The organism is Ruminococcus sp. NK3A76 (assembly GCF_000686125.1).
GTDB lineage: Bacteria > Bacillota > Clostridia > Oscillospirales > Ruminococcaceae > NK3A76.
The window spans coordinates 1,431,954-1,455,139 of the sequence record NZ_JMMA01000002.1 but is presented as its reverse complement, the minus strand read 5'-3'; the positions used below and the strand labels follow the sequence as shown (position 1 = coordinate 1,455,139).

General features: G+C 43.4%; 20 protein-coding genes. 19 read left to right on the top strand and 1 reads right to left on the bottom strand.

The features are described from left to right. The first annotated feature begins 160 nt into the window (after window positions 1–160). The 15 genes from CD05_RS0106915 (at window position 161) to CD05_RS0106845 (ending at window position 18,171) form a co-directional block, all read left to right on the top strand. Window positions 161–2,041 (top strand): GGDEF domain-containing protein, encoded by a 1,881-nt coding sequence (locus CD05_RS0106915; protein ID WP_028509882.1) that lies wholly within the window; start codon window positions 161–163, stop codon window positions 2,039–2,041. A gap of 30 nt (window positions 2,042–2,071) precedes the next feature. Then, window positions 2,072–3,637, top strand: coding sequence for a hypothetical protein (locus CD05_RS0106910; RefSeq protein WP_028509881.1), 1,566 nt, complete (start codon window positions 2,072–2,074; stop codon window positions 3,635–3,637). A gap of 138 nt (window positions 3,638–3,775) precedes the next feature. After that, the gene (metF, locus tag CD05_RS0106905; RefSeq protein WP_028509880.1) at window positions 3,776–4,639 is read left to right on the top strand and encodes a methylenetetrahydrofolate reductase [NAD(P)H]; all 864 of its coding nucleotides are present in this window, start codon (window positions 3,776–3,778) and stop codon (window positions 4,637–4,639) included. 51 nt (window positions 4,640–4,690) lie between these two features. Next, complete coding sequence (locus CD05_RS0106900) at window positions 4,691–5,431, top strand: hypothetical protein (protein ID WP_051588867.1); 741 nt, start codon at window positions 4,691–4,693, stop codon at window positions 5,429–5,431. Window positions 5,432–5,448: 17 nt separating this feature from the next. Then, window positions 5,449–6,840, top strand: coding sequence for a serine hydrolase (locus tag CD05_RS17775; protein ID WP_051588866.1), 1,392 nt, complete (start codon window positions 5,449–5,451; stop codon window positions 6,838–6,840). A gap of 339 nt (window positions 6,841–7,179) precedes the next feature. Continuing rightward, window positions 7,180–8,622 (top strand): hypothetical protein, encoded by a 1,443-nt coding sequence (locus CD05_RS0106890; RefSeq protein WP_028509878.1) that lies wholly within the window; start codon window positions 7,180–7,182, stop codon window positions 8,620–8,622. 26 nt (window positions 8,623–8,648) lie between these two features. After that, window positions 8,649–9,446 carry an AraC family transcriptional regulator gene (locus CD05_RS0106885; protein ID WP_028509877.1) on the top strand — a complete coding sequence of 266 codons (798 nt, stop codon included), beginning with the start codon at window positions 8,649–8,651 and terminating at the stop codon, window positions 9,444–9,446. A 14-nt stretch (window positions 9,447–9,460) separates the two neighbouring features. After that, a complete protein-coding gene (locus tag CD05_RS0106880) occupies window positions 9,461–10,792 on the top strand; it encodes a family 43 glycosylhydrolase (protein WP_028509876.1) in 1,332 nt (443 codons plus the stop codon). 31 nt (window positions 10,793–10,823) lie between these two features. Then, entirely contained in the window at window positions 10,824–12,656 is a 1,833-nt protein-coding gene (locus CD05_RS17770; RefSeq protein WP_051588865.1) for a glycoside hydrolase family 5 protein, read from the top strand. Window positions 12,657–12,826: 170 nt separating this feature from the next. Beyond that, window positions 12,827–14,209: a carboxyl transferase domain-containing protein gene (locus CD05_RS0106870; RefSeq protein ID WP_028509875.1), complete on the top strand. Its 1,383-nt coding sequence runs from the start codon at window positions 12,827–12,829 to the stop codon at window positions 14,207–14,209. Window positions 14,210–14,239: 30 nt separating this feature from the next. Continuing rightward, complete coding sequence (locus CD05_RS0106865; RefSeq protein WP_028509874.1) at window positions 14,240–14,596, top strand: biotin/lipoyl-containing protein; 357 nt, start codon at window positions 14,240–14,242, stop codon at window positions 14,594–14,596. 19 nt (window positions 14,597–14,615) lie between these two features. Next, window positions 14,616–16,016, top strand: coding sequence for an oxaloacetate decarboxylase subunit alpha (locus tag CD05_RS0106860; protein ID WP_028509873.1), 1,401 nt, complete (start codon window positions 14,616–14,618; stop codon window positions 16,014–16,016). A 52-nt stretch (window positions 16,017–16,068) separates the two neighbouring features. After that, a complete protein-coding gene (locus CD05_RS0106855; protein ID WP_028509872.1) occupies window positions 16,069–16,383 on the top strand; it encodes a hypothetical protein in 315 nt (104 codons plus the stop codon). A gap of 25 nt (window positions 16,384–16,408) precedes the next feature. Next, window positions 16,409–17,536, top strand: a complete 1,128-nt coding sequence (locus tag CD05_RS0106850; RefSeq protein ID WP_028509871.1) for a DUF4317 domain-containing protein — start codon at window positions 16,409–16,411, stop codon at window positions 17,534–17,536. 14 nt (window positions 17,537–17,550) lie between these two features. Beyond that, window positions 17,551–18,171: a hypothetical protein gene (locus CD05_RS0106845; RefSeq protein WP_028509870.1), complete on the top strand. Its 621-nt coding sequence runs from the start codon at window positions 17,551–17,553 to the stop codon at window positions 18,169–18,171. A gap of 51 nt (window positions 18,172–18,222) precedes the next feature. On the opposite strand, the gene CD05_RS0106840 is transcribed toward CD05_RS0106845, so the two are convergent. Then, window positions 18,223–19,641 carry an extracellular solute-binding protein gene (locus tag CD05_RS0106840; protein WP_028509869.1) on the bottom strand — a complete coding sequence of 473 codons (1,419 nt, stop codon included), beginning with the start codon at window positions 19,639–19,641 and terminating at the stop codon, window positions 18,223–18,225. Between the two features lie 415 nt (window positions 19,642–20,056). Here CD05_RS0106840 and rnhA point away from each other — a divergent pair, with 415 nt between their 5' ends. Genes rnhA through mnmA form a run of 4 tightly spaced genes read left to right on the top strand, consistent with a single transcriptional unit; the run spans window position 20,057 to window position 23,183 of the window. Next, on the top strand, window positions 20,057–20,491 hold the full coding sequence (gene rnhA / locus CD05_RS0106835) for a ribonuclease HI (RefSeq protein WP_028509868.1): 435 nt from the start codon (window positions 20,057–20,059) through the stop codon (window positions 20,489–20,491). Then, the gene (nifS, locus tag CD05_RS0106830; RefSeq protein ID WP_028509867.1) at window positions 20,491–21,654 is read left to right on the top strand and encodes a cysteine desulfurase NifS; all 1,164 of its coding nucleotides are present in this window, start codon (window positions 20,491–20,493) and stop codon (window positions 21,652–21,654) included. Before rnhA ends, nifS begins: the two co-directional genes overlap by 1 nt. Window positions 21,655–21,670: 16 nt before the next feature. Further along, entirely contained in the window at window positions 21,671–22,096 is a 426-nt protein-coding gene (locus CD05_RS20870; protein WP_198021580.1) for an EF-Tu/IF-2/RF-3 family GTPase, read from the top strand. 13 nt (window positions 22,097–22,109) lie between these two features. Next, window positions 22,110–23,183: a tRNA 2-thiouridine(34) synthase MnmA gene (gene mnmA / locus CD05_RS0106820; protein WP_037322868.1), complete on the top strand. Its 1,074-nt coding sequence runs from the start codon at window positions 22,110–22,112 to the stop codon at window positions 23,181–23,183. Window positions 23,184–23,186 lie beyond the last annotated feature (3 nt).

Below are 23,186 nucleotides of genomic sequence, written 5' to 3'. Positions count from 1 at the left end.
TCATATACCGGAAATAATAAGGAGAAATATGCATAGTTTATTGATATCGTTTTGTAATATATTCCTGATAAAAAATATTAAAAAAAGGTTGACTAATCATAAATTATATTGTATAATTATATAGAATAGACAATCTATGCGATCGGGGAGGGCTGACAGTATGAAAAAGAGAACTATCGGCGTGTGTTTTTCCGGCACAGGCGAGGAATATCAGATCAAGATAATCAACTCTCTGATAGAGTATGCAAGCTCATTGGATATACGTCTGCTCTTTTTTGCCTGCCTTGATAATAAGTATGGCAACAGGCAGCATGACGACGGTGAGTACAGCATTTTCAAGCTCATTTGCTACGAAAAGCTCGACGGCATAATTATCCTTAGTGAGACTATTAAGGATCCTGCGGTACTTTCGGGTATCGTAAGAGAAGCTAAGCTGCGTGATGTCCCCGTAGTATGTTTTGACAAAGAGATGTCTGATGCTGCCTGCAATATCGTGTTTGATGACTGCGGTGCTGTTGAGAGTATTACTGAGCATCTTATAACTGTTCACGGCTGCAGGAAGATAAATTTCCTTGCTGGAAATGCCGGCCAGCCTGTTTCTGACAGAAGGCTTGAATCATACAAGAGTGCTTTGTCGAAATATGGCATACCGTATGAGCCTGAAAGAGTCGCTGACGGCGGCTGGTGGGCAGGCGGTGCCAAGAAAATGACCGACCGCTGGCTTGAAGACGGTATGGTATTTGATGCAATAGTATGTGCAAACGATAATATGGCAATGGCTGCGGCTGATGAATTGTTTGACCATGGGCTCAGAGTTCCTGAGGACGTTAAGGTGACGGGAATAGATTCTCTTATATCTGCTGAGTGCTTTATTCCAAAGATCACTACCGCTCGTTTCAAACACAGTGAGGGGATCGCTTCGGCTATAGATCAGTTAAGAGATATATGGGCCGGCAAGCCGGTCAGCAATAGGATCGTTTTTGGCAATGAGCTCGTATTTGCTGATTCATGCGGCTGCTGCTCTGAGGGGCTTATCAAGAGCCGGATAAACGGGCGTGCTACTGATCTTGCATTCAAGATAGATATTATAAATACATTTGATAAGCATATGATACGCTTTTCAAATAACGTGACTTCTGCGCCTACGTTTGAAGAATCGCTTTCGATGATAGCTTCATATTGCAAGCGTGCATGGTGCAGGGAAATGTGGATATGTGTCAACAAGGGCTTCTTTGATACCATTGATATAAATACTGAGTATTCAGATGAAATGGAGCTTGTGATGCATAAAGATGTGTATACATCGACAACTTGCAAGGATATGTTCCCGACATCGGAGCTTCTTCCTGATCTGGATAACTGCATTGAGGATAATAAGAGCATTCTCTTTATTCCGCTTCATATCAAGAATGCAACAATAGGATATATGGCAAGGGAATTCATGTCAACTGTGGCTGTCGATCAGTGGTACACGTTTTCTATGAATCTTTGCAGTATGTTTGATGTTATCAGAAATCAGCAGCATCTGCGTTTGGCTAACGAGCAGCTTGAGAATATGTATATACACGATTCTATGACAGGTGTATTCAACAGGCGAGGTTTCTTTAAAGAAATGAGCAGACGTTTCTCGGGCAGACAGGATACCGAGTTGATGGTCGTTTCTGCCGATCTTGACGGGCTTAAGGAGATAAATGATAAGTTTGGCCACAACGAGGGCGACAGGGCAATAGAGATAATCGCTTCTGCACTTACTTATGCCTGCGGAGACAGATGCGTATGCGCACGATTTGGCGGCGATGAATTCATTGCTGCCGGTGAATATGATATCGGGCTTGCAGAGGAATTCGAGCAGAAATTCAATCTCTATATCTCAAATCAGAACAGCGCATCAAAGGCGCCGTATGAGATAGCTGCAAGTATAGGTATCGTAAGCGACAGATGCACGTTTGACAAGATAGATAAGATAATCAGTCTTGCTGACGAACGAATGTATATGAGAAAAAAGGAAAGAAAGCAATTAACAAGGCAAACGCCAAGATAAATATATATAAGAACAGGAGATAGGTTAAAAATGAGCAAAACAAAGCTAATAGCTTCTGCTGCGGCAGCGATGACTGCCCTGACAATGATTTTTCCGACTGCAATGAGTGTTGCTGCTGTGCAGATAGGAACAGAATCAAATGTGGTGACTGAAGAACCTGAGCAGCCGACAGAGTCAGAAACTGAGTCTACTGCTGATACTGAGGCTCCGGTGACACAGAATACAGAGGATACCAAGCCGACAAAGAAAACTCAGACTCAGACAAAGGCTACAACCGAGACTGAGGCTACTACCGAAGAGCCTGAGGAGACTGAGAAGACTACAAAAAAGACCACCAAGAAGACAACAAAGAAAAAGACCACTACAACAGCTGTAACTGAAGAACCGGAAGAGGACAAAACAACAACTACTACCGAAGAAGAGGATAAGACAAGCTATCACAGTGCAAGTGTAGACCTTTCTCATGCCGGGTTTGATGAAGACAATGAGATAAACATCAAGCTCAAAATGGATTCTGATGCGATGATAACCAAAGCAAAGATCTATATGGACTTTGATGAAAGCATACTTGAATACAAAAGCAGCAAGATAAACGATGACGAGACAGGCGGTATCTCGTCTGATAAGTGTTCTGACGGCAGGTATACATTTGAATATACGAATTCGAGCGGTTCTGACTTTGACGGTACATATGTTACTGTAAAATTCAAGCTGAAAAAGACTTCCGCTGATCAGACTGCTGTTATGGCTGTAATTGATTCTCTTAAAGACGAAGAGGATAAGGATATTTCCAATGCATCTACTACCAATGCTATCATTACCATACCTGATGTAAAGGATGATGATGACAGTGATGATGATTCTAAATCAGGTGTTCAGGAACGTACATACATCCCTATCAAGCTCTCACTTTCAGACAAGGAGATAAAGCTCGACAGTATTGGCATATCTGATTACAAGTCGATAGAAACTGATGATGAAACTGTGGCATCTGTTTCTGACGGCAGGATAATACTCAACGGCGCTGGTTCCTGCAAGATGACCGTAAATTATAAAGACGGTTCAAAGGGCTATTATGAGATAAGTGTTGCTGCATCTGAGGAAGCAGGCACTGACGTTTCAGAAGAATCATCAAGCGATTCTGCCAAGGGTAATCTTACAGAGGACGACAGCAATTCAAAGAAAAATACAGTTAAGATAACTGTTGTAATTGTTGTAGTATGTCTTGCGCTCATACTGCTCATAATTGAATACTTCATCCTTGTGGCTCACAGACGCAAGAAGGCACACAGCCACCATTCAAGCCACAGACATCACGATGATTATGATGACGACGATGATTATAACAGCAGCAAGTATCACACCGGTCATCTTGATGCTCCGGCTGAGGAAATAAACAATGGACCTGATGAGTCGGCTGAGAACTTCAGTTATCCTACACCCAAGCGTGAACCGGTCAATGACTTTGAAGATTTCCTTAAGTCTGATTCGAGCGAGGATATCAAGTTTACCGGCTCTATCAGAAAGGTTCGTGATGATGTAAGACCTGATATTGAAGACTTTACACTTTCACAGGGCGGTTTCCACAATAATTAATATTGGTTAAAATAAACTGCCATGATGTTTTCGTGGCAGTTTATTTGTGTTATTTGTACTATTTTTACTTTAGCTCTTGCAAAAATCCGACTGAGGCTGTATAATATATCTATATACTTTAAAGGGGTAAACCACACTATGAAGATAAATGAACTCAAAAAAGATACAGCTATTTTTTCACTTGAGATATTCCCGCCTAAGAAGACTTCGTCGATAGAAACGATATATGCGACACTTGATGAGCTTTCTGATGTTCACCCGGATTTTATATCTGTGACTTTTGGTGCAGGCGGCTCGGTGAATAACAGCACTACAGTGCAGATAGCATCTGATATAAAGACAAAGTACGGTATCGAGAGCGTGGCTCATCTGCCTTGTATTTATCTTACTAAGTCTGATGCTGCAAAGATACTTGAAGACCTTAAGGCAAACGGTATTGAGAATATTCTTGCACTCAGGGGTGACCTTAATCCTGATATGCCTCCTGTAAATGAGTTTGAATATGCGAGTGACCTTGTAAAGTTTATAAATGTTTACGGCGGCTTCAATGTTATAGGTGCGTGCTATCCTGAGACTCACCTTGAAGCATCTTCTCCTGCTGAGGATATCAAGCATCTGAAGTATAAGGTCGATTGTGGCTGCAATGAGCTTATATCGCAGCTTTTCTTTGATAATAACTATTTCTATTCATTCCTTGAAAAGTGTGATATCGCAGGGATAAATGTTCCTGTGGAGGCAGGTATAATGCCTGTTACCAATAAGAGACAGATCGAGCGCATGACAAAGATGTGCGGCGCTTCTCTGCCGGAAAAGTTCAAGAAGATTCTTGACAGATATGAATTCAACGATGATGCATTAAGAGATGCAGGCATTGCGTATGCGATAGATCAGATAACCGACCTCATTGCAAACGGCGTTGACGGAATACATCTTTACACGATGAACAACCCATATGTTGCAAAAAGGATATACGAAGCTGTTAAAAACATTATAAAGGCATGATCTGCATATTGCAGCATATAATCATTGAGAAGCAATGAAAGGAAGTTTTTGTTGGACAGGGAGAGTTTTCTGGCAGCAGTTGAAAAATGCAGCGGCAAGCAGCGTGACATCAAAGGTATAGGCACGCTCGGTGAGCGTTCTGTCCATGCAACGCTTAAGGCTTATTTTGAGCCTCAGGCGGACAATACTGAAATAAAGATAGGTTCCTTTGTTGCTGATATTGCAGGCGAGAACGGGATAATCGAGATACAGACGAGGGCTTTGTACCGCCTTAGGAAAAAGCTCGACTGTTTTCTTGAATACACTCATGTTACAGTTGTGTACCCGGTTATTGCAAAGAAATATATAAACTGGTTAGACCCTGTGACAGGAGAGGTCGTTTCAAGAAGGCTTTCTCCCAAAAGAGACAACATATATACAGCTATGGGCGAGCTTATGTATCTGAAGTATGCGCTTGATAATCCACGTTTTACTTTTGCGGCTGTGCTTATCGAGGCAGAGGATATGCGGCTGCTTGACGGCTATTCTAAGGATAAAAAGCGTGGCTCAACTAAGTTTGACAGATATCCTGTTGATATCCTTGGGGAATACTGGTTTGAATGTGCTGAGGATTATATGATGCTTGTTCCACCGCAGCTGGAAGGGGAGTTTACATCTGCCGATTTTGCAAAGGCCGCAGGAATCGACCGAAAGCTATCGCAGAGTACGCTTAATATACTTACTTATGTCGGCGCTGTAAAGCGTGTCGGAAGAAGAAAAGGAAACGAGATTATTTATATTGTAAATGAATGACCGAAAGGATAATATAAATGAGAATAAGAAAACTCCTCTGTGCCTTATTGGGTGCTGTGATGATGACTGTATGCATCACTCCGCCTGGTGCAGAGGCTTATAACTTTACTCCGTATGTATCCAATGACGACGGAGAAACAAAGCCTATCAAGATCTATTCTGAGGCAGTGTATATGGTAAACACTGATACCGGAGATGTGATAGTTGATATCAATGCAGATGAAGCAAGGGTGCCTGCATCGCTGACAAAGATAATGACGGCTGTTGTTTGTCTTGAACAGTTCAAGGACGACCCTGACCAGCTCAAAGAGAAATATGTTCACGGCGACAATACTGCATTTGACGAGCTGTACGGAACAGGCGCTTCTACAGCGGATATACAGCCGTTTGAAGATGTCTGCTATTATGATCTGCTCTGTGCGCTCATGCTGCCTTCTTCATGCGAGGCTGCAAATATAATCGCACTTAATATCAGCGACAGTATTCCGCATTTCTGTGATCTTATGAATGAAGAAGCCCAAAAGCTGGGAATGAAGAATTCACACTTTTCAAATGCACACGGGCTGTTTTCCAAAAAGAATTATTCCTCATGCAGGGATATGGCTATACTGACACAGTATGCGCTTGATACTTTTCCTGTGTTTGGTGAGATAGTTTCTAAGCCTACCTATAATCTCCCTCCGACAGACGAGCACCCTGACGGCACGCTTATCGTGAACACCAATGAGATGCTTGATGAAACATCTGATTACTATTACAGCCCTGTAAAGGGTGTAAAGACAGGAACACTTGACGATGCCGGAAGGTGCCTTGTTTCTACAGCATCAATGAACGGCAAAAACTATATGCTGGTCACTATGGGCGCACCTCTGTACAAAGAAGGCACAGAGGAACCGGAGTATTATAATCTTATTGACCATAAGGCTATATATCAATGGGCGTTCTATCATCTTGTTGAGACTGACTTTATCAATGTCAATTCTGAGATAACAGATGTCAAGGTGGAGTTTGCTGAGGAGGGTGACAGTGTCAACCTTAAGCCTGCTGACGGCTTCAAGCGTGACTGGCCTGACAATATCAAGCTCAAGGATATCAAAAAGGATATAGAGCTTTATGAGAATGTAGTTGCTCCTGTTTATGAGGGCGACAAGCTCGGAACACTTACACTTAGCTACAAAGGCGAAAAGCTGGCGTCAGTCGATCTGATAGCAACAAGCTCTGTTGACAGGTCAAAGAGTGATGAAAAAGTCAGAATAGCAAAGTCGTTTTTCAGCTCAAAGGAGTTCAGGCTTTGTGTTGGCGGTATTGTATTCTTGTTTGTGGCTTATACATCAATGTTTATATATAAGCTACAGCATAAATATGTTAAGCGTCCTGCAGATGATGAAGATGACGAAGATTATGAATAGTATCAAAAGCTGTCCGGCTTATGCAGGGCGGCTTTTTTGTGCAAAAATATGATCGTATGAGTGACGAAATTTAGTATGATTATTTGTAGATAATCAACAAATATTCGGTAAATAAAATAATCACTGTTTCATATAGTCATATTATCATTTATATCAGGTATACTTTTGTGCTGTGAAAAGGTTTTCAGACACGTTTTGTACCATTTTGCAAGGCTTGACAATATATATACTTTGTGTTATATTACTTTATAAGAGGTAAGTTGAATTTTGTGCAGAACATAAAATGTCACTTGCATTAATATAGGTGATAATTATTATTGACTTGAAAGGAGTAATAATATGGCAAATGAATACAAGGCTTATAAGGTGAATATGGGCAAGGCAAAGTGCGCTGTCGATCTCGGTGACGGTTCTGAAAGAGGAGAATATGTAAATCAGGATTATATCCTCAATAAGCTCGGCAGACCTCACAGAAGCATCAGCCTTATGTACTGCTACTATCCGCTCGACGAGCAATGGCCTGCAAGGATATCTGAGGCTATGAAGGATGCTGAGGTGTCTTTCCAGTGGGATTATCCTTATGATGATTACTTTACATATAAGGGCGGCCTTAACGGCGACACTGAGGCTGAGCCTTTCAATTATATGAGAGATGTCCGCCGTCACGGCCAGGACGTTACTCTTACACTTACTATCGACCCTAACGTATCTGATGAACATCTTATTGCTATAGCAAATGATCTCCGTCCTTACGGCAGACTTCTGCTCAGGATAAATCATGAGGCTACCGGCAACTGGTTCTCGTTCACTAAGAGAACTACATATCAGGGCGTTGCAGATTTCTATGTGAGATTCCATAAGATACTTAAGGAATATGCACCTAACGTTTCTACTATTCTCTGCATTGGCGGTATCGAGGACAAAAATGCTACTGAGATAATAATGGAGAAGGAGTTCTCTGAGGCTGTAAAGGCAACTGATATTTGGAGCGTTGACAAGTATATGGCGCTTCACTGGGGCTGGCCTTATGATGTGGCGCTTAAGGACAATGAGAACAAGCAGTACGGAAGAAGCACGGTCGAGGATACTTATACTCTTACCAAGATGAGCTATAACCGTTTCAAGGAGATAAACGGCGGTGTGAGAAAGCCTATGGTCATGAGTGAGTTTAATGCTGACGGCGATGTTACCGGTGCTTACGAGCAGGCTGAAATGGTAAAGGGCTTCTGCGATATGCTGAAGGCTGACCCGGAGGAATGGTTCTCGGCATTTACTTTCTATCAGTTCCGTGACAGGGGCAGGCTCGGTCTTGAGATAGAAGACCCCAATTATCCTGACTGCGGTATCGAGCAGCCTGTTATGAAGACATACAAGGAGATAATCCATGATGATTTCTTTATGCCTTCTATGACTAAGGGTGAAGAAGTTGCTTTCCCTGTAAAGCTGCGCTGGGGCGGTGCAGAAGATGCTGAGGGCCTGGAGATACCAATGCATTTTGAAAAGAACCCTCACTTCTGCGAGGTGACTTTTGACAATGAACTAAATCTTATGATAGAGATAAACGGCAAGTGGTTCTACAAATCACCCAAAGCTAAGACGATAGACCTTATGAGCGCTTTCTTTGAAAGACCTCTTGATGGTGCAGCTGACCTAACAATGCGTATATTTGCGCCCCCTGCAAGCGGTATGAATGATATTTCTACTGAGGACGGGCTTTACAATACATATACGACTATTGACAAGCTGCCTGCTGTAAGAGTTGAGTACGAGCCTGTAATGTAATACTGAATAAAGGGAGGAATGTGAAAATGAAGATCGGTTCGATTGGCTGTGATTATTCTCATGATTCCTCCTTTGTTATGGACAGGCCTAACGGAGCCGGTGCCGGGCTTTTCCTGTTTGTAAAAACAGAGGCATCATTTGTTATTGCAGGTGAGGCTTATGACGTGAAAGCAAATTCCTTTGTCCTGCTCAGGCGTGATACGCCTATAAAGTATAGTGCAAAGGGCGAAAAATATGTTGATGACTGGTTTTATTTTGATTATGATGAACGTGATCTTGAATGGCTTTCACGCATCGGTATAGGTATTGATATCCCTGTATATATTGATGCATCGGGTGAGATAGCACAGCTTTTCAGAATGCTTGCATATGAACATTACAGCACAGAACGGTTTAACGAAGAGCTTGAAGGTGCCCTGCTTGAATGTATGCTCTATAAGCTCGCAAGGCTTACACACAGGAGCAGTGAATCTTCACCGGGACAGCATTCTGCAAAATCTGAGAGCCTTACTAATATCAGGACAAAGATATACTCAGTACCCGAGGCCGAGCTGAGCATAGACAGGCTGGCGGCTGAGGTAGGCATGAGCAGATCAGGCTTTCAGCACAGCTATAAGAAGATGTTTGGCGTTAGCCCTATCTTTGATATCATAACTTCACGCCTTGACAAGGCAAAGCGCTTGCTTTCGGGTACTTCTATGAGCGTTGAGGAGGTATCCCTGAGCTGCGGATACAGGAGCTCGTATTCATTTATGCGGCAATTCAGGAACAAGACCGGAAAAACGCCGACTGAATACAGGCTTGAAACTAAAAATACTAAATGAGAGGAGCCTGAATAATGCCTAATCCTATATTACCGCTTTGGGAATACATACCTGACGGCGAACCGAGAGTCTTCGGTGACAGAGTTTATCTTTACGGCTCACATGATAGAGTTGGGTGTGATGCATTTTGCGATTTCAGATTAAAGGTCTGGTATGCAGACATTAATGACCTTAATGATTTCAAATGCTCTGGCGTGAGCTTTTCTACAAAGGACAAGGCTGACCGTCCGTCTGATACGAAGGAATGGACACAGGCCGAGCTCTTTGCTCCTGATGTTATAGAAAATGACGGAAAGTATTATCTTTACGCATACATTGTCGGTTCAAAGGGCTGTGTGGGCGTTGCCGAAAAGCCTGAGGGGCCGTTCAGGCTGCTTTCACGTTATAAATATAACGAAAAGGATGCAGGAGATGACGGCATTTTCAATGATGCCGGAGTGCTTGTCGATGATGACGGCAGAGTGTATATCTATTACGGTTTTACTGAGAGCAATTTTGGTGAGATAAATCCTGCAAATATGTATGAGATAATCGACGGCTCATATATGCGCCCGATAATTGATGATACAGATAACGCTCCCGAGGAGCAGCGATTCTTTGAGGCGAGCTCGCCAAGGAAGATAAACGGCAGGTATTATATGATATATTCGCCAAGAAGGGGCAGCCGTCTTGCTTATGCTATATCTGATTCGCCGAGAGGGCCTTTTGAGTATAAGGGTTACATCGTAGATAACGGTGTTGATTACCCAGGCGGCAATAATCACGGCTCGGTGGCTTGCATAAACGGGCAGTGGTATGTTTTCTATCACAGAATGACGAATAACACTATCATGTCAAGACGTGCGTGCGTTGAGCCTATTGAGATACTCGCTGACGGAACGATATCGCCTGTCGAGATGACCTCTCTCGGCTTTGAAAAAGCGCTTGATCCGTACAAGCCTACTCCTGCCGAGATAGCCTGTGTACTGATAGGCGAGTGCTTTATAACTGAGCTTGATATTTTCACAAGGCCGATTGTCAACATCAAAAAAGGTTCAGTGATAGGGTATAAGTATTTTGACTTCGGCGATGACTTTTCAAGCAAGGAATACACTCTTGCGCTTAAAACAAGAGGGCAGGGGTGCTATTCGAGAGTTGATGTGATTATTGATGACTATGAGAGCGGCGAGGTCATAGGCTCGGTCAATGTGGGGCTTGGTGACGGAGTATACAAAGGTAAAGTTAAAGCAATTACAGGCAGGCACGCTGTATTCTTCAAGGTCACACATGAGACAGAGGGCTGGACTGCACCGTATTTTGACAGCAAATCTTTATTTGAGCTTTTGGATTTTACTTTTATGAAATGACCACCCTTGATTACTGAACGGAGGAAGCATTATGATACTTAAAAGGAGAAAAAAGGCATTTACATCAGCTTTATCGGCGCTGTTGGGTATAAGCATGATGTTTACAGCCTGTGGTAATGGCAGCTCATCATCGGCCGGAAGCGGTGACAGTTCGGCGGCTTCTCAGACTGACAGCGGAGGTGACAGCAAGGTGCAGACAAATGACGACGGCTCTCTTAACAAGGATCTGACAAGTCTTGAGCTTGTAAAGATAATGGGCAACGGCATAAATCTTGGCAATACTATGGAGGCTTACACACATAGTCACGGCAAGGAGGATATCTTCCCTGATGAGAGCGAGCAAGCGTGGGGACAGCCGATAACCACTCAGGAAATGATAACGGGCATGAAAGACTGTGGATTTGATTCGCTTCGAGTGCCGGTCGCATGGACAAATGCCATGAGCTTTTATGAAGACGGCAATTACGATATCGACAAGGCATATCTTGACAGGGTAGAGGAGATAGTCAACTATGCCATAAATGCCGATATGTATGTTATCATAAACGACCACTGGGACGGCGGCTGGTGGGGGCGCTTCGGTGCTGAAGACGAAGCTATGAGAACTGCTGCCATGGAAATGTACAAGTCTATGTGGACACAAATAGCCGAGCGCTTTAAGGATTACTCTGACAAGCTGATATTTGAATCTGCTAACGAGGAGCTTGGTGACAGACTTAATGACGAGATAGACGGCAAAAAGGGCAAGCTCAAAAAGACCGAGTGCTATGAAAAGACAAACGAGATAAACCAGACTTTCGTTGACCTTATCAGGAGCACGGGCGGCAACAATGAACAGCGTTTTCTGCTTATTGCCGGTTATAATACAGATATAACCATGACCTGTGATGATAAATTCAAGATGCCGACTGATACGGCAAAGGATAAGCTGCTGCTCTCAGTGCACTATTATACTCCCTGGGATTACTGCGGAACTGACGGTGTCAACAGCTGGGGCAGTGTAAAAGATTATGAGGAGCAGAACGAGCTGATGAAGAAGCTCTCAAAATTCACTGAGGCAGGATACGGTGTGGTAATAGGTGAGTATGCTGTTCTGACAAACAGCTCAGAGCCGAAGAATGACACTGACAAGTTCTACACGGATTTCCTTGCAAACTGTGACCTGTATAACTTCTGCCCTATGCTTTGGGATTGCAATAATCTTTATCAGAGACGTGACTGTGATATGCCCAATGCTGATATGAAGAATCTTTTCCTTGAAAAGTCTTACGCAAAGCAGAAGGATATGTCAGACGATGATATTAAGAAAAACGCTCAGAAGATAATTGATGATGCTTATGCGGCAGCTCAGGGTCAGCTTACAGACAGTGGTGTACTAATGCCTGATGACAACAAGGCTATAGCGTGGATAATGTATCAGAGCAATGATTATTCAAAGACATACAGTGTGGGCGATGAATATGACCCGACATCTGCAACTGCCGGCCTTGAAGCGACAAACGCAGAGATAACAGGTTCAGGCGAATACACTGTAAAGCTCGATTTTACAGGCTGCGGTGCTGCAAAGGGTGTGGCTTTCTCGGCACTCGGTATCTCAAACGGTGAAGACCTCTTCCCCAAGAATACTATCACTATCAACAAGGTGCTGATAAATGGCAATGAGTATACTCTTGACACAGGCTATTACACCGCATCAGATGACGGAAGCTGCACAAGAGTAAATCTCTATAACGCATGGGTGAATGAGCTCCCTGATGATATCAGAGGTGCTACAGAAAATGCAACTGCTGTTCCTATGCCGCTTAAAAAGAGTGATCTTGTTAATACAATTGAAATACAGTTTACATTCAACGAAGCTGCTTAAGTAATATTCTGGTTAATACAGTCCGGAGATCCCGGGCTGTATTTTGTTATTTTAAATTATGAACTAAAAGTAAAATTTGAAGAAACTACAGCTCGCCCCTTGATATGTTTGAAAAAAAATAGTATAATTAATATGTATGATTATGCAAAATTGAAACGGAGGATATCTGTATGTCTATTAATCTTAGCACAGCTGCTGAGCTTGAAGCGCTTTCGGGCGCATCACAGAAGGCAGTGAGCAGACTTACATTTTTGTTTGATGACGGGAAGTTTACCGAGACAGGGCGTTTTGTAAAGTCTGGCGATGCTCTTTCGGGCGTTGTTACAGCTTTCGGCTACGTTGAGGGAGTGCCCGTTTATGCTTTTTCACAGGATATTTCAGCTAAGAGCGGCGCTCTTACAAAAGAGGGTGCTGATAAGATAAGCAAGCTTTATTCGCTTGCTGCTGAGACCGGAGCACCTGTTGTAGGTATCTATGATTCCTACGGCGCAGATGTTTCCGATGCTCTTTCTTCTCTTTCTTCATACGGCGAGTTGTTATTAAAGAGCGCTAACCTTTCGGGCGTTGTTCCTACAGTTTCTGTAGTATGCGGCGTTTGTGCAGGTGCTGCTGCTATGCTTGCTGTTAATGCTGATTTTGTTATAGTTACCAAGGACAGCGAGCTTTACGTTTCTCCTAACTCCGGCATCAAGGATCTTGCACAGAATGCTGCCAATACCGGCGTTGCTGCACTTGTTGCTGACGACGATGCATCTGCATTTGCAGCTGTTAAGAGTCTTCTTGGCAGAGTTCCGCAGAACAACCTTTCTCCTGTTCCTATGTATGAGTTTGAAGAGCCTACAGCTGCTTTTGGTACAGATGCTGCTTCACAGGCTGCTGCAATATTTGATGAAGGTTCAGTTAAGGAGCTCTACGCTGATTTTGGTAAAGCTGCATATACAGCACTTGCTTCACTCGGCGGCAACTGTGTAGGTGTTCTTGCTACAAACAAGACAGCTGACAAGCTCACAGTTCACGACAGTGCAAAGCTCGCAAGATTTATAAGAATGCTCGACTGCTTCAATATACCTGCCGTAACTCTTGTTGATACAGAAGGCTTCAAGAACGACGAGCAGGCTATGAAGTGCGGCGCAGTTAAGGCAATGGCTAAGCTCTCGCACGCATATGCTGAGGCAACAACTGTTAAGGTCGCTGCTGTTACCGGCAAGGCTTATGGTACAGCGTTTATGGCTCTTGCAGGCAAGGGTGCAAACTCTGATATGACATTCGCTGTTGACAGCGCAGTTATCTCAGCACTTGACCCGCTCACAGCTGTTGAGTTTATGGCTCATGACAAGCTCGCCGGTGCTGCTGACCTTGCATCTGCAAGAAAGGCACTCGCTGATGAGTATGTCAAGAATGAATGCTCCGCTTTTGCAGCTGCACAGAACGGTGCAGTTGACGGCGTAGTAGCTGCTTCACAGCTCCGCAGCGCTCTCAGAGAGAGCATTGAGATAATGGCAGGCAAGCGTTCACAGAGACTGCCTAAGAAACACAGCAATATACAGCTTTAATGCTTAAACACATAACGGAGGTAATCAATCATGAAAAGATATAATATCACAGTAAACGGTAAGGCTTATGATGTAGCTGTTGAGGAGCTTGATGCTGGCGCTGCTCCTGCTCCTGTTGCTGCAGCACCTGTTGCAGCTGCTGCTCCTGCTCCGGCTGCTGCTCCTGTTGCAGACGGTACTAAGATAACAGCTCCTATGCCCGGTACTATCCTTGATATCAAGGTAGCAGTAGGTGACAGCGTAAAGAGCGGTCAGGCTGTATGCGTGCTCGAGGCTATGAAGATGGAGAACGATGTAAACTCGCCCGTTGACGGTAAGGTACTGAGCATAAACACTACAAAGGGCTCGTCTGTTGAGACAGGTGCTGTTCTTGTAGTAGTAGGCTGATGTACGGAGGTATAATAAAATGGGAAAGCTAAGAATAACCGAAACAGTGCTTCGTGATGCTCACCAGTCACTGCTTGCAACAAGAATGAGTATGGACGATATGCGTCCTATTCTTCAGGAAATGAATAAGATAGGCTTCTACTCCTGCGAATGCTGGGGCGGCGCTACATTTGATTCCTGCATAAGATTCCTTAACGAAGACCCCTGGGAGAGACTTCGTATAATCAGAAAGGAAATGCCTGACACAAAGCTGCAGATGCTTTTCAGAGGCCAGAATATGCTTGGCTACCGCCACTATGCTGATGACCTTGTTGAGTATTTCGTTCAGAAGTCTATTGCTAACGGTATCGACATTATAAGAATATTCGATGCGCTCAACGATATAAGAAATCTTGATACAGCTATCAAGGCTGCAAAGAAGGAAAACGGCCATGCTCAGGTAGCTATCTCTTACACTCTTGGTGAGGTATTTACACATGAGTATTACAAGAACTATGCTAAGCAGATAGAAGATGCCGGTGCTGACTCTATTTGCATTAAGGATATGGCTGCGCTTCTTACTCCTTATGAGGCAGAGGCTTTGGTCAAGGAGCTCAAGAGCGTTGTCAAGATACCGATTCAGCTTCACACACATTATACATCAGGTCTTGCATCTATGTGCATCATAAAGGCTGTTGAGGCAGGCGTTGACGGCGTTGACACAGCAATGTCTCCTCTTGCACTTGGTACATCTCATGCACCGACAGAGAGTATAGTTGCTACATTTAAGGACACTGAGTATGACACAGGTCTTGATCTTGTAAAGCTCAATGAGATAAGAGATTATTTCATGGGTCTCAGAAAGAAGTATATCGACAGTGGTCTTCTTGACCCCTCGATGCTTGCTACAAATACAAATGCGCTGCTTTATCAGGTTCCCGGCGGTATGCTTTCAAACCTCCTCTCGCAGCTTAAGCAGGCAGGCAAGGCTGACCAGCTCGATGAAGTTTTAAGAGAAGTTCCAAAGGTCAGAAAGGATTCAGGTTTCCCGCCGCTCGTAACTCCTACATCTCAGATAGTTGGTACACAGGCTGTGTTCAATGTTATCATGGGCGAGCGCTACAAGACCGTTACAAAGGAATTCAAGGGTCTTGTTAAGGGCGAATACGGTAAGACACCTGTTGAGATAGATAAGGACTTCCAGAAGAAGATACTTGGCGACGAAGAGCCTATAACCTGCCGTCCGGCAGACCAGCTCGAGCCTGAGTTTGAGACAATGAAGAAAGAGGCTGCTGAGTGGACAGAGCAGGAGGAGGATATCCTCACATATGCTATGTTCCCGAAGGTAGCACCCAAGTTCTTCAAGCAGAGGAGAGACAAGAAATACGGTGTTGATTCCGAGCACAGCGATGCAGCAAACAAGGTTCATCCCGTAGTATAAAGCACATAAAAAGGGACTGTTAAATACAGTCCCTTAGTTATAGGAGCAACTAATGAAAAAGGTTCTATTTGCTTTTCTCGGTCTTTTGCATGGCTTTTTCGGTTCATATTGGGCTTTGCTCGGGTATGCCTTTGCATTTCCCGGAACATCAAAGGACTCAAAGGACTATGAAGAGGATATGTTTACATCACCGATAGGCTTTGTTATGATGCTTATATGGCTGATAGTTATGATAACAGCCGTATTAAAGCTAAAAAAGAACAAGAGCGAGCTTGCTGCCTTCCTTGCAGCGTGGGCTGTAGGAACGGCTGCTCTTATAGCTTGTGGGGTCATGAGAGTTGACCTGTCGGCAATGCTGAGTTTTTAACAATAAAACAAACGGAGAGATTTTGATGAATAAAAAAGAAATAAACGAGCTTAAAAAGAACTTCTCTGACGACTGCGGATATTTTACGATAAGCAATGTAGTGTCCGCTTTTGTGGACAGTGAGAAGAATATAAAGTATAAATCTGTAGATCTGTACAGCACGCTTTCTCAGGACGAGAGCGAACAGATAATACTGAACCTAAAAAAAGTCCTCAGTGGTCAGCTTGGTAAAAACCTCAATGAATTTGCTTTTCCTCAGAGCTCATATGCTGAGGGCGGAGCTCAGAAGCTGCTTTATGATAACATGATGGCTAAGTTTAAAGATGAAACGCTTATTGATGCTTTTTTGCAGAGGATAACTGAAAAGGTGGCTTATGTATCGACTTATGCTATATTCTCGGCTCATTGTACATACAGTGTTTTTGCAAAGAATAAGAATGATGAGCTTACAGAAGAAAGCGAGATGAACTATAATTTCCTGATTACAGCTATCTCGCCTGTGAATACCCGATTTGACGGGCTGATATATGATGATGAGTCGAATTCTATTATCAAGAAAGCAACAGCTGATAAGATAGTTGAGCTGCCAACTGACGGTTTTCTTTTCCCTGTTTTTTCTGACAGAATGCCTGATGTTAATGCGGTTATGGTTTATTCAAAAAATGCCAAAAAGCCGAATGCTTCTGTTGTTCAGGATATGCTTGACTGTGAATTCCAGTTTTCAAGCGAGGGCGAGAAGACTGTTTTCAAGGCTCTTATAAATAATGTCGTTGGTGAAGAGCTTGACTATGAGATAGTTACTAAGGTAAATGAGAAGATACAGGATTTTGCTGCTCAGAACGCCAATGATACAGAGATACCCAAGATTGATGAAAGGCGGCTCAATACAATACTCTGGGAGGCAGGTGTAAGTCAGGAAAACCTTGAAAAGCTGCCGCAGGCATATGAAAAGGCAATGGAGAAAAAGCCTTTTACTGCGTATAATCTTATAGAAAAGAAAACGACCATCACAATGCCGAGCGTTACAGTAAATGTCAAGAAAGAAGCTGTTGATAAGGTGCGCACTCAGATGGTTGACGGAAAGCGATGCATAGTTATTGCACTTGATGATGCTGCGGTCGAGATTAACGGCATACCGGCGAACATAGACTGACGGAGTGATATGACATGAAAACTGTATTCAGGTCAGTATGCATATTTGCGCTGTTAGTTGCTGCAATTTCAGTATGCTCGTGTAGTTTAGGAAATGAGATATCTGTTTCGCAGACACAGGCTGATACTAATACAACTGCTGCATCATCAGTTGCTGAAACTGCGTCTCCTACCGGTTCTGTTTCCGGGTCTGAAACCACCGTGACAACTACAACTACGGCAAAGAAGACCGGCAAAAAAGGAAAGAAGGATTCCGGCTTGCTGAGCAGCACTGATGACATAGGTCTTACCGAAACGGGTGAGGGGAGTTACACATTTACCTACTCGGGTGAGAGCTATAATGCATATTACACTACCGACAACTGGAAGATAGTTGATTCATACAAGATAACTAACAAGAACGACATGATTATCATCTGCAAAGCGTTATCTGACATTCACCCGATACATACAAATGATTATGAGGGGTACCGCACACCGGAAGACCTTGCTTATGAATGGGAGCAGCACAACACGGCATATTCTGTCCTGCCTGATTCGAGCAAGTGGAAAGCCAACGCCAAGGACGTAGATCTTGACCCTAAGGATCAGGGAAAGAGCTTCCTACAGATGGCAAGAGACAGGCTAAGTAAATAACAAAACAGACCGCCGGGGCAATTGAGCCTCAGGCGGTCTTTGAAATTATAATCAGTTGTTTTCTGCTATATACTTCTTAACAGCATCATTGAGCTTGCTTACTTCGGAATCAACGGTCGAGGAGTAGGTCTCTCTTACCTGAGTCCATGTCATCTGAACGCCGTCATCGTCCTCAGATGAAGAAGAACCATAGAGTGCATCAACAAGACACTGGTTTCCGTCAAACTGAGTTCTGTCACCCATTTTGAAGGATACACCGAATGCATAGTCAAATATCATAAAGTAATCATCAGATGTAACGTCCTGGAATACACCGTACATTTCTTCTGTCCAGTTGGGGTTGTTCTCAAAGAACTTATCCTTATTGGTCTGCTCATATTCAGGGTCTGTTCTTGCTGATTTGTAGCATTCGAGCCAGCACTTTACAGCGTCCTTCTTTGTTGAACCGCTTACCCACATGAATGCCTTCATATCAGATGTTGTTATCTTCTGAGGATCCTTATCATACTGCGGCATAGGAACAATGCCCCACTCGTCGCCGTCCTCAGGCTTTATAGCCCATGCGCCCATACCATAGAAGAAGCAATTCTTCTGGAAGCATTCAGAAGCAGAACCTATCCAGCCGTCAAGAACAAGGCCTTCCTTCTTTATGTCATAGAGGAACTGCTGAGCGGCTTCTATATCGGGGTCATTCAGGTTGCTTGCAAATGTAGATGTTGATGTATCGAATGAAACAAGTGTCTTACCTGTCTGCTGAGTGATATGCGGCTTAAAGAAACCGTTGATGCCGTATCTTTCATCGTCAGCTGAACCGCCGGAAACATACTCATCCATAATGGATTTGAAATTAGCCCAGTTCCATTCACCGTTCTTATAAAGATCATAAGGATCTTCCATACCTAACTCTTCGACTTTTTTCTTATCGTATGTAATAAGTGCTGAAGGGTCATATCCGAGAGGAGCTACATAGTGCTTGCCGTTAAGCACAAACTGATCTGCTGTGGTTTTTGAATTATTCCACATAGGAGTATCAAAATCAACTATATCGTCAACCGGCTGGAACATCTTGTTGACTACCTGTGCTGGGAATGAGAGCCATTCGTAGTTGAATATATCAGGAACGTCAGAATTTGCGGCTATTGCCTTTGCAAGAGCATCAAATCTTCCCTCGTTTGTGCATCTGTGCCATTCGATAGAACCGCCCTTCTGCTGGAAGAGCTTCATTTCTGTCGATATCTCAGGGTTTGCCTTTGTTGGGTTAAGGTCGTTCTCGCCGAGATATAGGATAGTCTTTTCAGCTCCGTCAGGAATAGCTGATATTTCCATATTCTCAGCAACTTCAATGTTATCTGTTGCTTCAAATGATTCATCTGAGTTAGATGACGAACTGTCAGAATTGCTGCACGCTGCAACGCCGAAAGCTGTGATTAGTGAAAGAGTAAGTGCAAAAGCTCTCTTTATTCTTTTCATTTTGCTTACCTCCATATAGTGATATCTGTTTCATATTGCCTTATAAAATCAATATTTTCCTTTGATTTAATAAGTATCCATATTACTGCATCTATATTATATCAATTAATTCTCTTGTTGTCAATCTGCTGTTTTAACAGACTGTTGCATTATGTTTTGTGCATATCTGACAACAGATCGTGCATTCCCCCTTATAAAAACTAATATAGCCGTCAAAGGATAATATGTTTATATTTGGCTGTTTCATTTTTTAGCCTATGTAAAACTGCTTATTGTATAGGAATATGTATTACAGTATCACTGCTTGATCTATAATACTATAGATCGTTTGTCAATAAAATATAATACTAAAGACCTTGATTTATAAAGTGAATTGTAGTATAATAATAGTTACTACTTAAAAGGAGTTTATGCTATGAAGCACGTTGATATATTTACTGACGGCGCCTGTTCCGGCAATCCCGGTCCGGGGGGCTGGGGGGCTATACTTCGGTTTAACGGTATTGAAAAGGAGCTCTCCGGCGGTGAGCGTGAGACTACTAATAACCGTATGGAGATGACAGCTGTTATTACCGCTCTCTCTGCGCTTAAGGAAAGCTGTGAGGTAACTCTATACTCTGACTCAAAATACATAATCGACAGTGTGACTAAAGGTTGGGCTGTCGGCTGGAGAGCAAGGGGCTGGAAAAAAGCTGACAAGTCGCCGGCCCTTAATGCTGATCTCTGGGAAAAGCTGCTTATCCTGTTAGAAAAGCATAAGGTCACCTTTGAGTGGGTGAAGGGTCACGCCGGGCATCCTGAAAACGAGCGCTGTGACACTCTTGCTGTAAATGAAAGCAGGAAATTCTGATGAATAATAAAGACAAGCGCATTGTATATGCAGACAACGCTGCAACGACAAGACTTTCAGTGAAGGCGTATGAGGCTATGATCCCGTTTCTGAGGGAGCAGTTTGGTAACCCTTCAAGTGTGTATTCACTTGGAAGAAATGCTGCAAAAGCTGTTCTTGAAGCGAGAAAAAGAGTGGCAGACTCTCTTGGTGCTGATGTGCAGGAGATTTACTTCACATCCGGCGGCTCTGAGGCTGACAACTGGGCGATAAGGTCTGCCGCTTTTGCAGGTGCTAAATCAGGTAAGAAGCATATCATAACGACTTCATTTGAGCATCATGCTGTTTTGCGCACCTGTGAGTTTTTACAAAAACAGGGATTTGATGTGACTTATATAAGACCTGACAGCAAAGGTCTTATTTCGCCATCTCAGATAGCTGATGCCATTAGAGAAGACACCTGCCTTGTGACTGTTATGTATGCTAATAACGAGATAGGCACGATTCAGCCTGTTTCGGAGATAGGCGAGATATGCAGGTCAAAAGGTGTGACATTCCACACTGACGCTGTGCAGGCATTCGGCCATGTAGAAATAAATGTCAAGACTCAGAATATAGATATGCTTTCACTGTCAGGGCATAAGATACACGCTCCTAAGGGTGTTGGTGTTCTTTACGCAAGCAAGCGTTCAGAGACTACACCGCTTATCCACGGCGGTTCTCAGGAAAGGGGCAGACGTGCCGGTACTGAGAATGTGCCTGCTATTGCAGCTCTTGGTGCTGTTATCGGCGATGCAGTAAGTGGGATAGCTGAGCGTACAGACAGGGTGCGTATTATGCGTGACAGGCTTATTGACGGGCTTTTTGAACGGGTTCCTGATATTACGCTCAACGGCGACATGACTTCAAGGCTTGATGGCAACGTGAATATATCAATAAAGGGCATAGAAGGTGAGAGCCTGCTTATGCTTCTTGACATGGAAGGGATTTGTGCTTCGTCAGGTTCAGCCTGCGAGAGCTCATCTCTTGACCCTTCTCATGTTTTAAAGAGCATAGGCCTTGATGACAATGCATCTAAGGGATCGCTGCGCTTAACTATAAATGAAGAAAATACTGATGAAGATATAGAATATATACTTGATAAGCTCCCCAAAGCTATTGAAAGGCTAAGAGAGCTGTCTTGATGAAAGGAATAGAAAAATGGGTTTTTTGAAAAAACTGTTTGGTTTGCCTGATGAGAATGATTTTGACTCGATGTATCAGGTCAGGTGTGATTACAACAGTGATAATGAAGCACTAAACAATGATGCTGCTCAGAGCGAGAATTATACCGCCGCTGACAGCTATACTTATGCCAACGAAGGAAACTTCATGTTTACTGTTGAAGATGTTTTTGCCATAAAAAACAGAGGAACTGTGGTTACAGGTGTTATCGAGAGCGGAACTATAAACATGGGTGATACTGTTAATCTCAACGGGCGTAAGAAAAACGGTAAATTTAATGTTGTTGCTATCGAGAGCTTCCGCAAGGCTATACAGTCGGCAAGCATGGGTGACAATGTGGGGCTTTTTCTTTCAGATATAAAGAAAGAAGAGATCTGCAGAGGAGATAAGCTATACAGATAAGAGGAACATACTAATGGATAATAAAAAGGTTCTTGTGGCTATGAGCGGCGGTGTTGACAGCTCGGTTGCTGTCAGGCTCCTGCTTTCACAGGGCTATGAATGTGCAGGCGCTACCATGCGGCTGTATTCAAATGAGGATATAGGTCAGGATAAATCAAAGACCTGCTGTTCGCTTGATGATACAACTGATGCAAAGCTCGCAGCTTTAAAGCTCGGTATCGAGTACTTTGTTTTTAATATGTCAGAGGATTTTGATCATTATGTTATCAAACACTTTGTAGATTCGTATGTCGGCGGCAGAACGCCAAATCCCTGCATTGAGTGTAATAAGCATCTGAAATTCGGCAGCTTTTTAAAGCGTGCAAGGATACTCGGATATGAGTATATCGCTACAGGACACTATGCTGTGAGAGAATATGATGAAAGCAAAGCAAGGTGGCTGTTAATGCGTTCACCTGATATTTCAAAAGATCAGAGCTATGTGCTTTACAATATGACACAGGACGAGCTCGAGCATACACTTTTCCCGTGCGGTGAGATGAATAAGACCGATATCAGAGGTATAGCTTTGGAGAATGATCTTGTCAACGCCGGAAAGCCTGACTCACAGGATATATGTTTTATTCCTGACGGTGATTATGCTGCATTTATCGAAAGATCAGCCGGCAAGCAGCCTTCGGGAGATATCGTACTTACTGACGGCAGAAAGCTCGGCGAACATAAAGGGCTTATCCACTACACTATCGGTCAGCGAAAAGGGCTTGGTGTTTCCTACGAGCAGCCTTTATTCGTTGTTAAGAAAGACACGGAGAACAATACCCTTATTCTCGGCACGAGTGAGGAAGTATATTCTGATGAGCTTGTAGCTAAAAACTGCAATTTCATTATGATAGATAAACTAAATGAGTCTGTAAGATGCAAGGCTCAGACAAGATATCATCAGACCCCGGCTGATTGCGTTATATCACCGCTTGATGATAACAGGGTGCTGTGCAGGTTCGATAAACCACACAGGGCTGTTTCCAAAGGGCAGGCTGCTGTTTTCTATATCGGTGATCATGTGCTTGGCGGCGGAGAGATAGAATAGAAA

Bases quoted from the DNA above. Each gene is read 5' to 3' on its own strand.
- CD05_RS0106850 (WP_028509871.1), top strand. From the start codon at position 16,409: ATGAATAAAAAAGAAATAAACGAGCTTAAAAAGAACTTCTCTGACGAC.
- CD05_RS20870 (WP_198021580.1), top strand. From the start codon at position 21,671: ATGGGTTTTTTGAAAAAACTGTTTGGTTTGCCTGATGAGAATGATTTT.
- CD05_RS0106865 (WP_028509874.1), top strand. From the start codon at position 14,240: ATGAAAAGATATAATATCACAGTAAACGGTAAGGCTTATGATGTAGCT.
- CD05_RS0106880 (WP_028509876.1), top strand. From the start codon at position 9,461: ATGCCTAATCCTATATTACCGCTTTGGGAATACATACCTGACGGCGAA.
- CD05_RS0106885 (WP_028509877.1), top strand. From the start codon at position 8,649: ATGAAGATCGGTTCGATTGGCTGTGATTATTCTCATGATTCCTCCTTT.
- CD05_RS0106845 (WP_028509870.1), top strand. From the start codon at position 17,551: ATGAAAACTGTATTCAGGTCAGTATGCATATTTGCGCTGTTAGTTGCT.
- rnhA (WP_028509868.1), top strand. From the start codon at position 20,057: ATGAAGCACGTTGATATATTTACTGACGGCGCCTGTTCCGGCAATCCC.
- CD05_RS0106840 (WP_028509869.1), bottom strand. From the start codon at position 19,641: ATGAAAAGAATAAAGAGAGCTTTTGCACTTACTCTTTCACTAATCACA.
- CD05_RS17775 (WP_051588866.1), top strand. From the start codon at position 5,449: ATGAGAATAAGAAAACTCCTCTGTGCCTTATTGGGTGCTGTGATGATG.
- CD05_RS0106855 (WP_028509872.1), top strand. From the start codon at position 16,069: ATGAAAAAGGTTCTATTTGCTTTTCTCGGTCTTTTGCATGGCTTTTTC.
- CD05_RS0106870 (WP_028509875.1), top strand. From the start codon at position 12,827: ATGTCTATTAATCTTAGCACAGCTGCTGAGCTTGAAGCGCTTTCGGGC.
- CD05_RS0106910 (WP_028509881.1), top strand. From the start codon at position 2,072: ATGAGCAAAACAAAGCTAATAGCTTCTGCTGCGGCAGCGATGACTGCC.
- metF (WP_028509880.1), top strand. From the start codon at position 3,776: ATGAAGATAAATGAACTCAAAAAAGATACAGCTATTTTTTCACTTGAG.
- mnmA (WP_037322868.1), top strand. From the start codon at position 22,110: ATGGATAATAAAAAGGTTCTTGTGGCTATGAGCGGCGGTGTTGACAGC.
- CD05_RS17770 (WP_051588865.1), top strand. From the start codon at position 10,824: ATGATACTTAAAAGGAGAAAAAAGGCATTTACATCAGCTTTATCGGCG.
- CD05_RS0106860 (WP_028509873.1), top strand. From the start codon at position 14,616: ATGGGAAAGCTAAGAATAACCGAAACAGTGCTTCGTGATGCTCACCAG.
- nifS (WP_028509867.1), top strand. From the start codon at position 20,491: ATGAATAATAAAGACAAGCGCATTGTATATGCAGACAACGCTGCAACG.
- CD05_RS0106915 (WP_028509882.1), top strand. From the start codon at position 161: ATGAAAAAGAGAACTATCGGCGTGTGTTTTTCCGGCACAGGCGAGGAA.
- CD05_RS0106890 (WP_028509878.1), top strand. From the start codon at position 7,180: ATGGCAAATGAATACAAGGCTTATAAGGTGAATATGGGCAAGGCAAAG.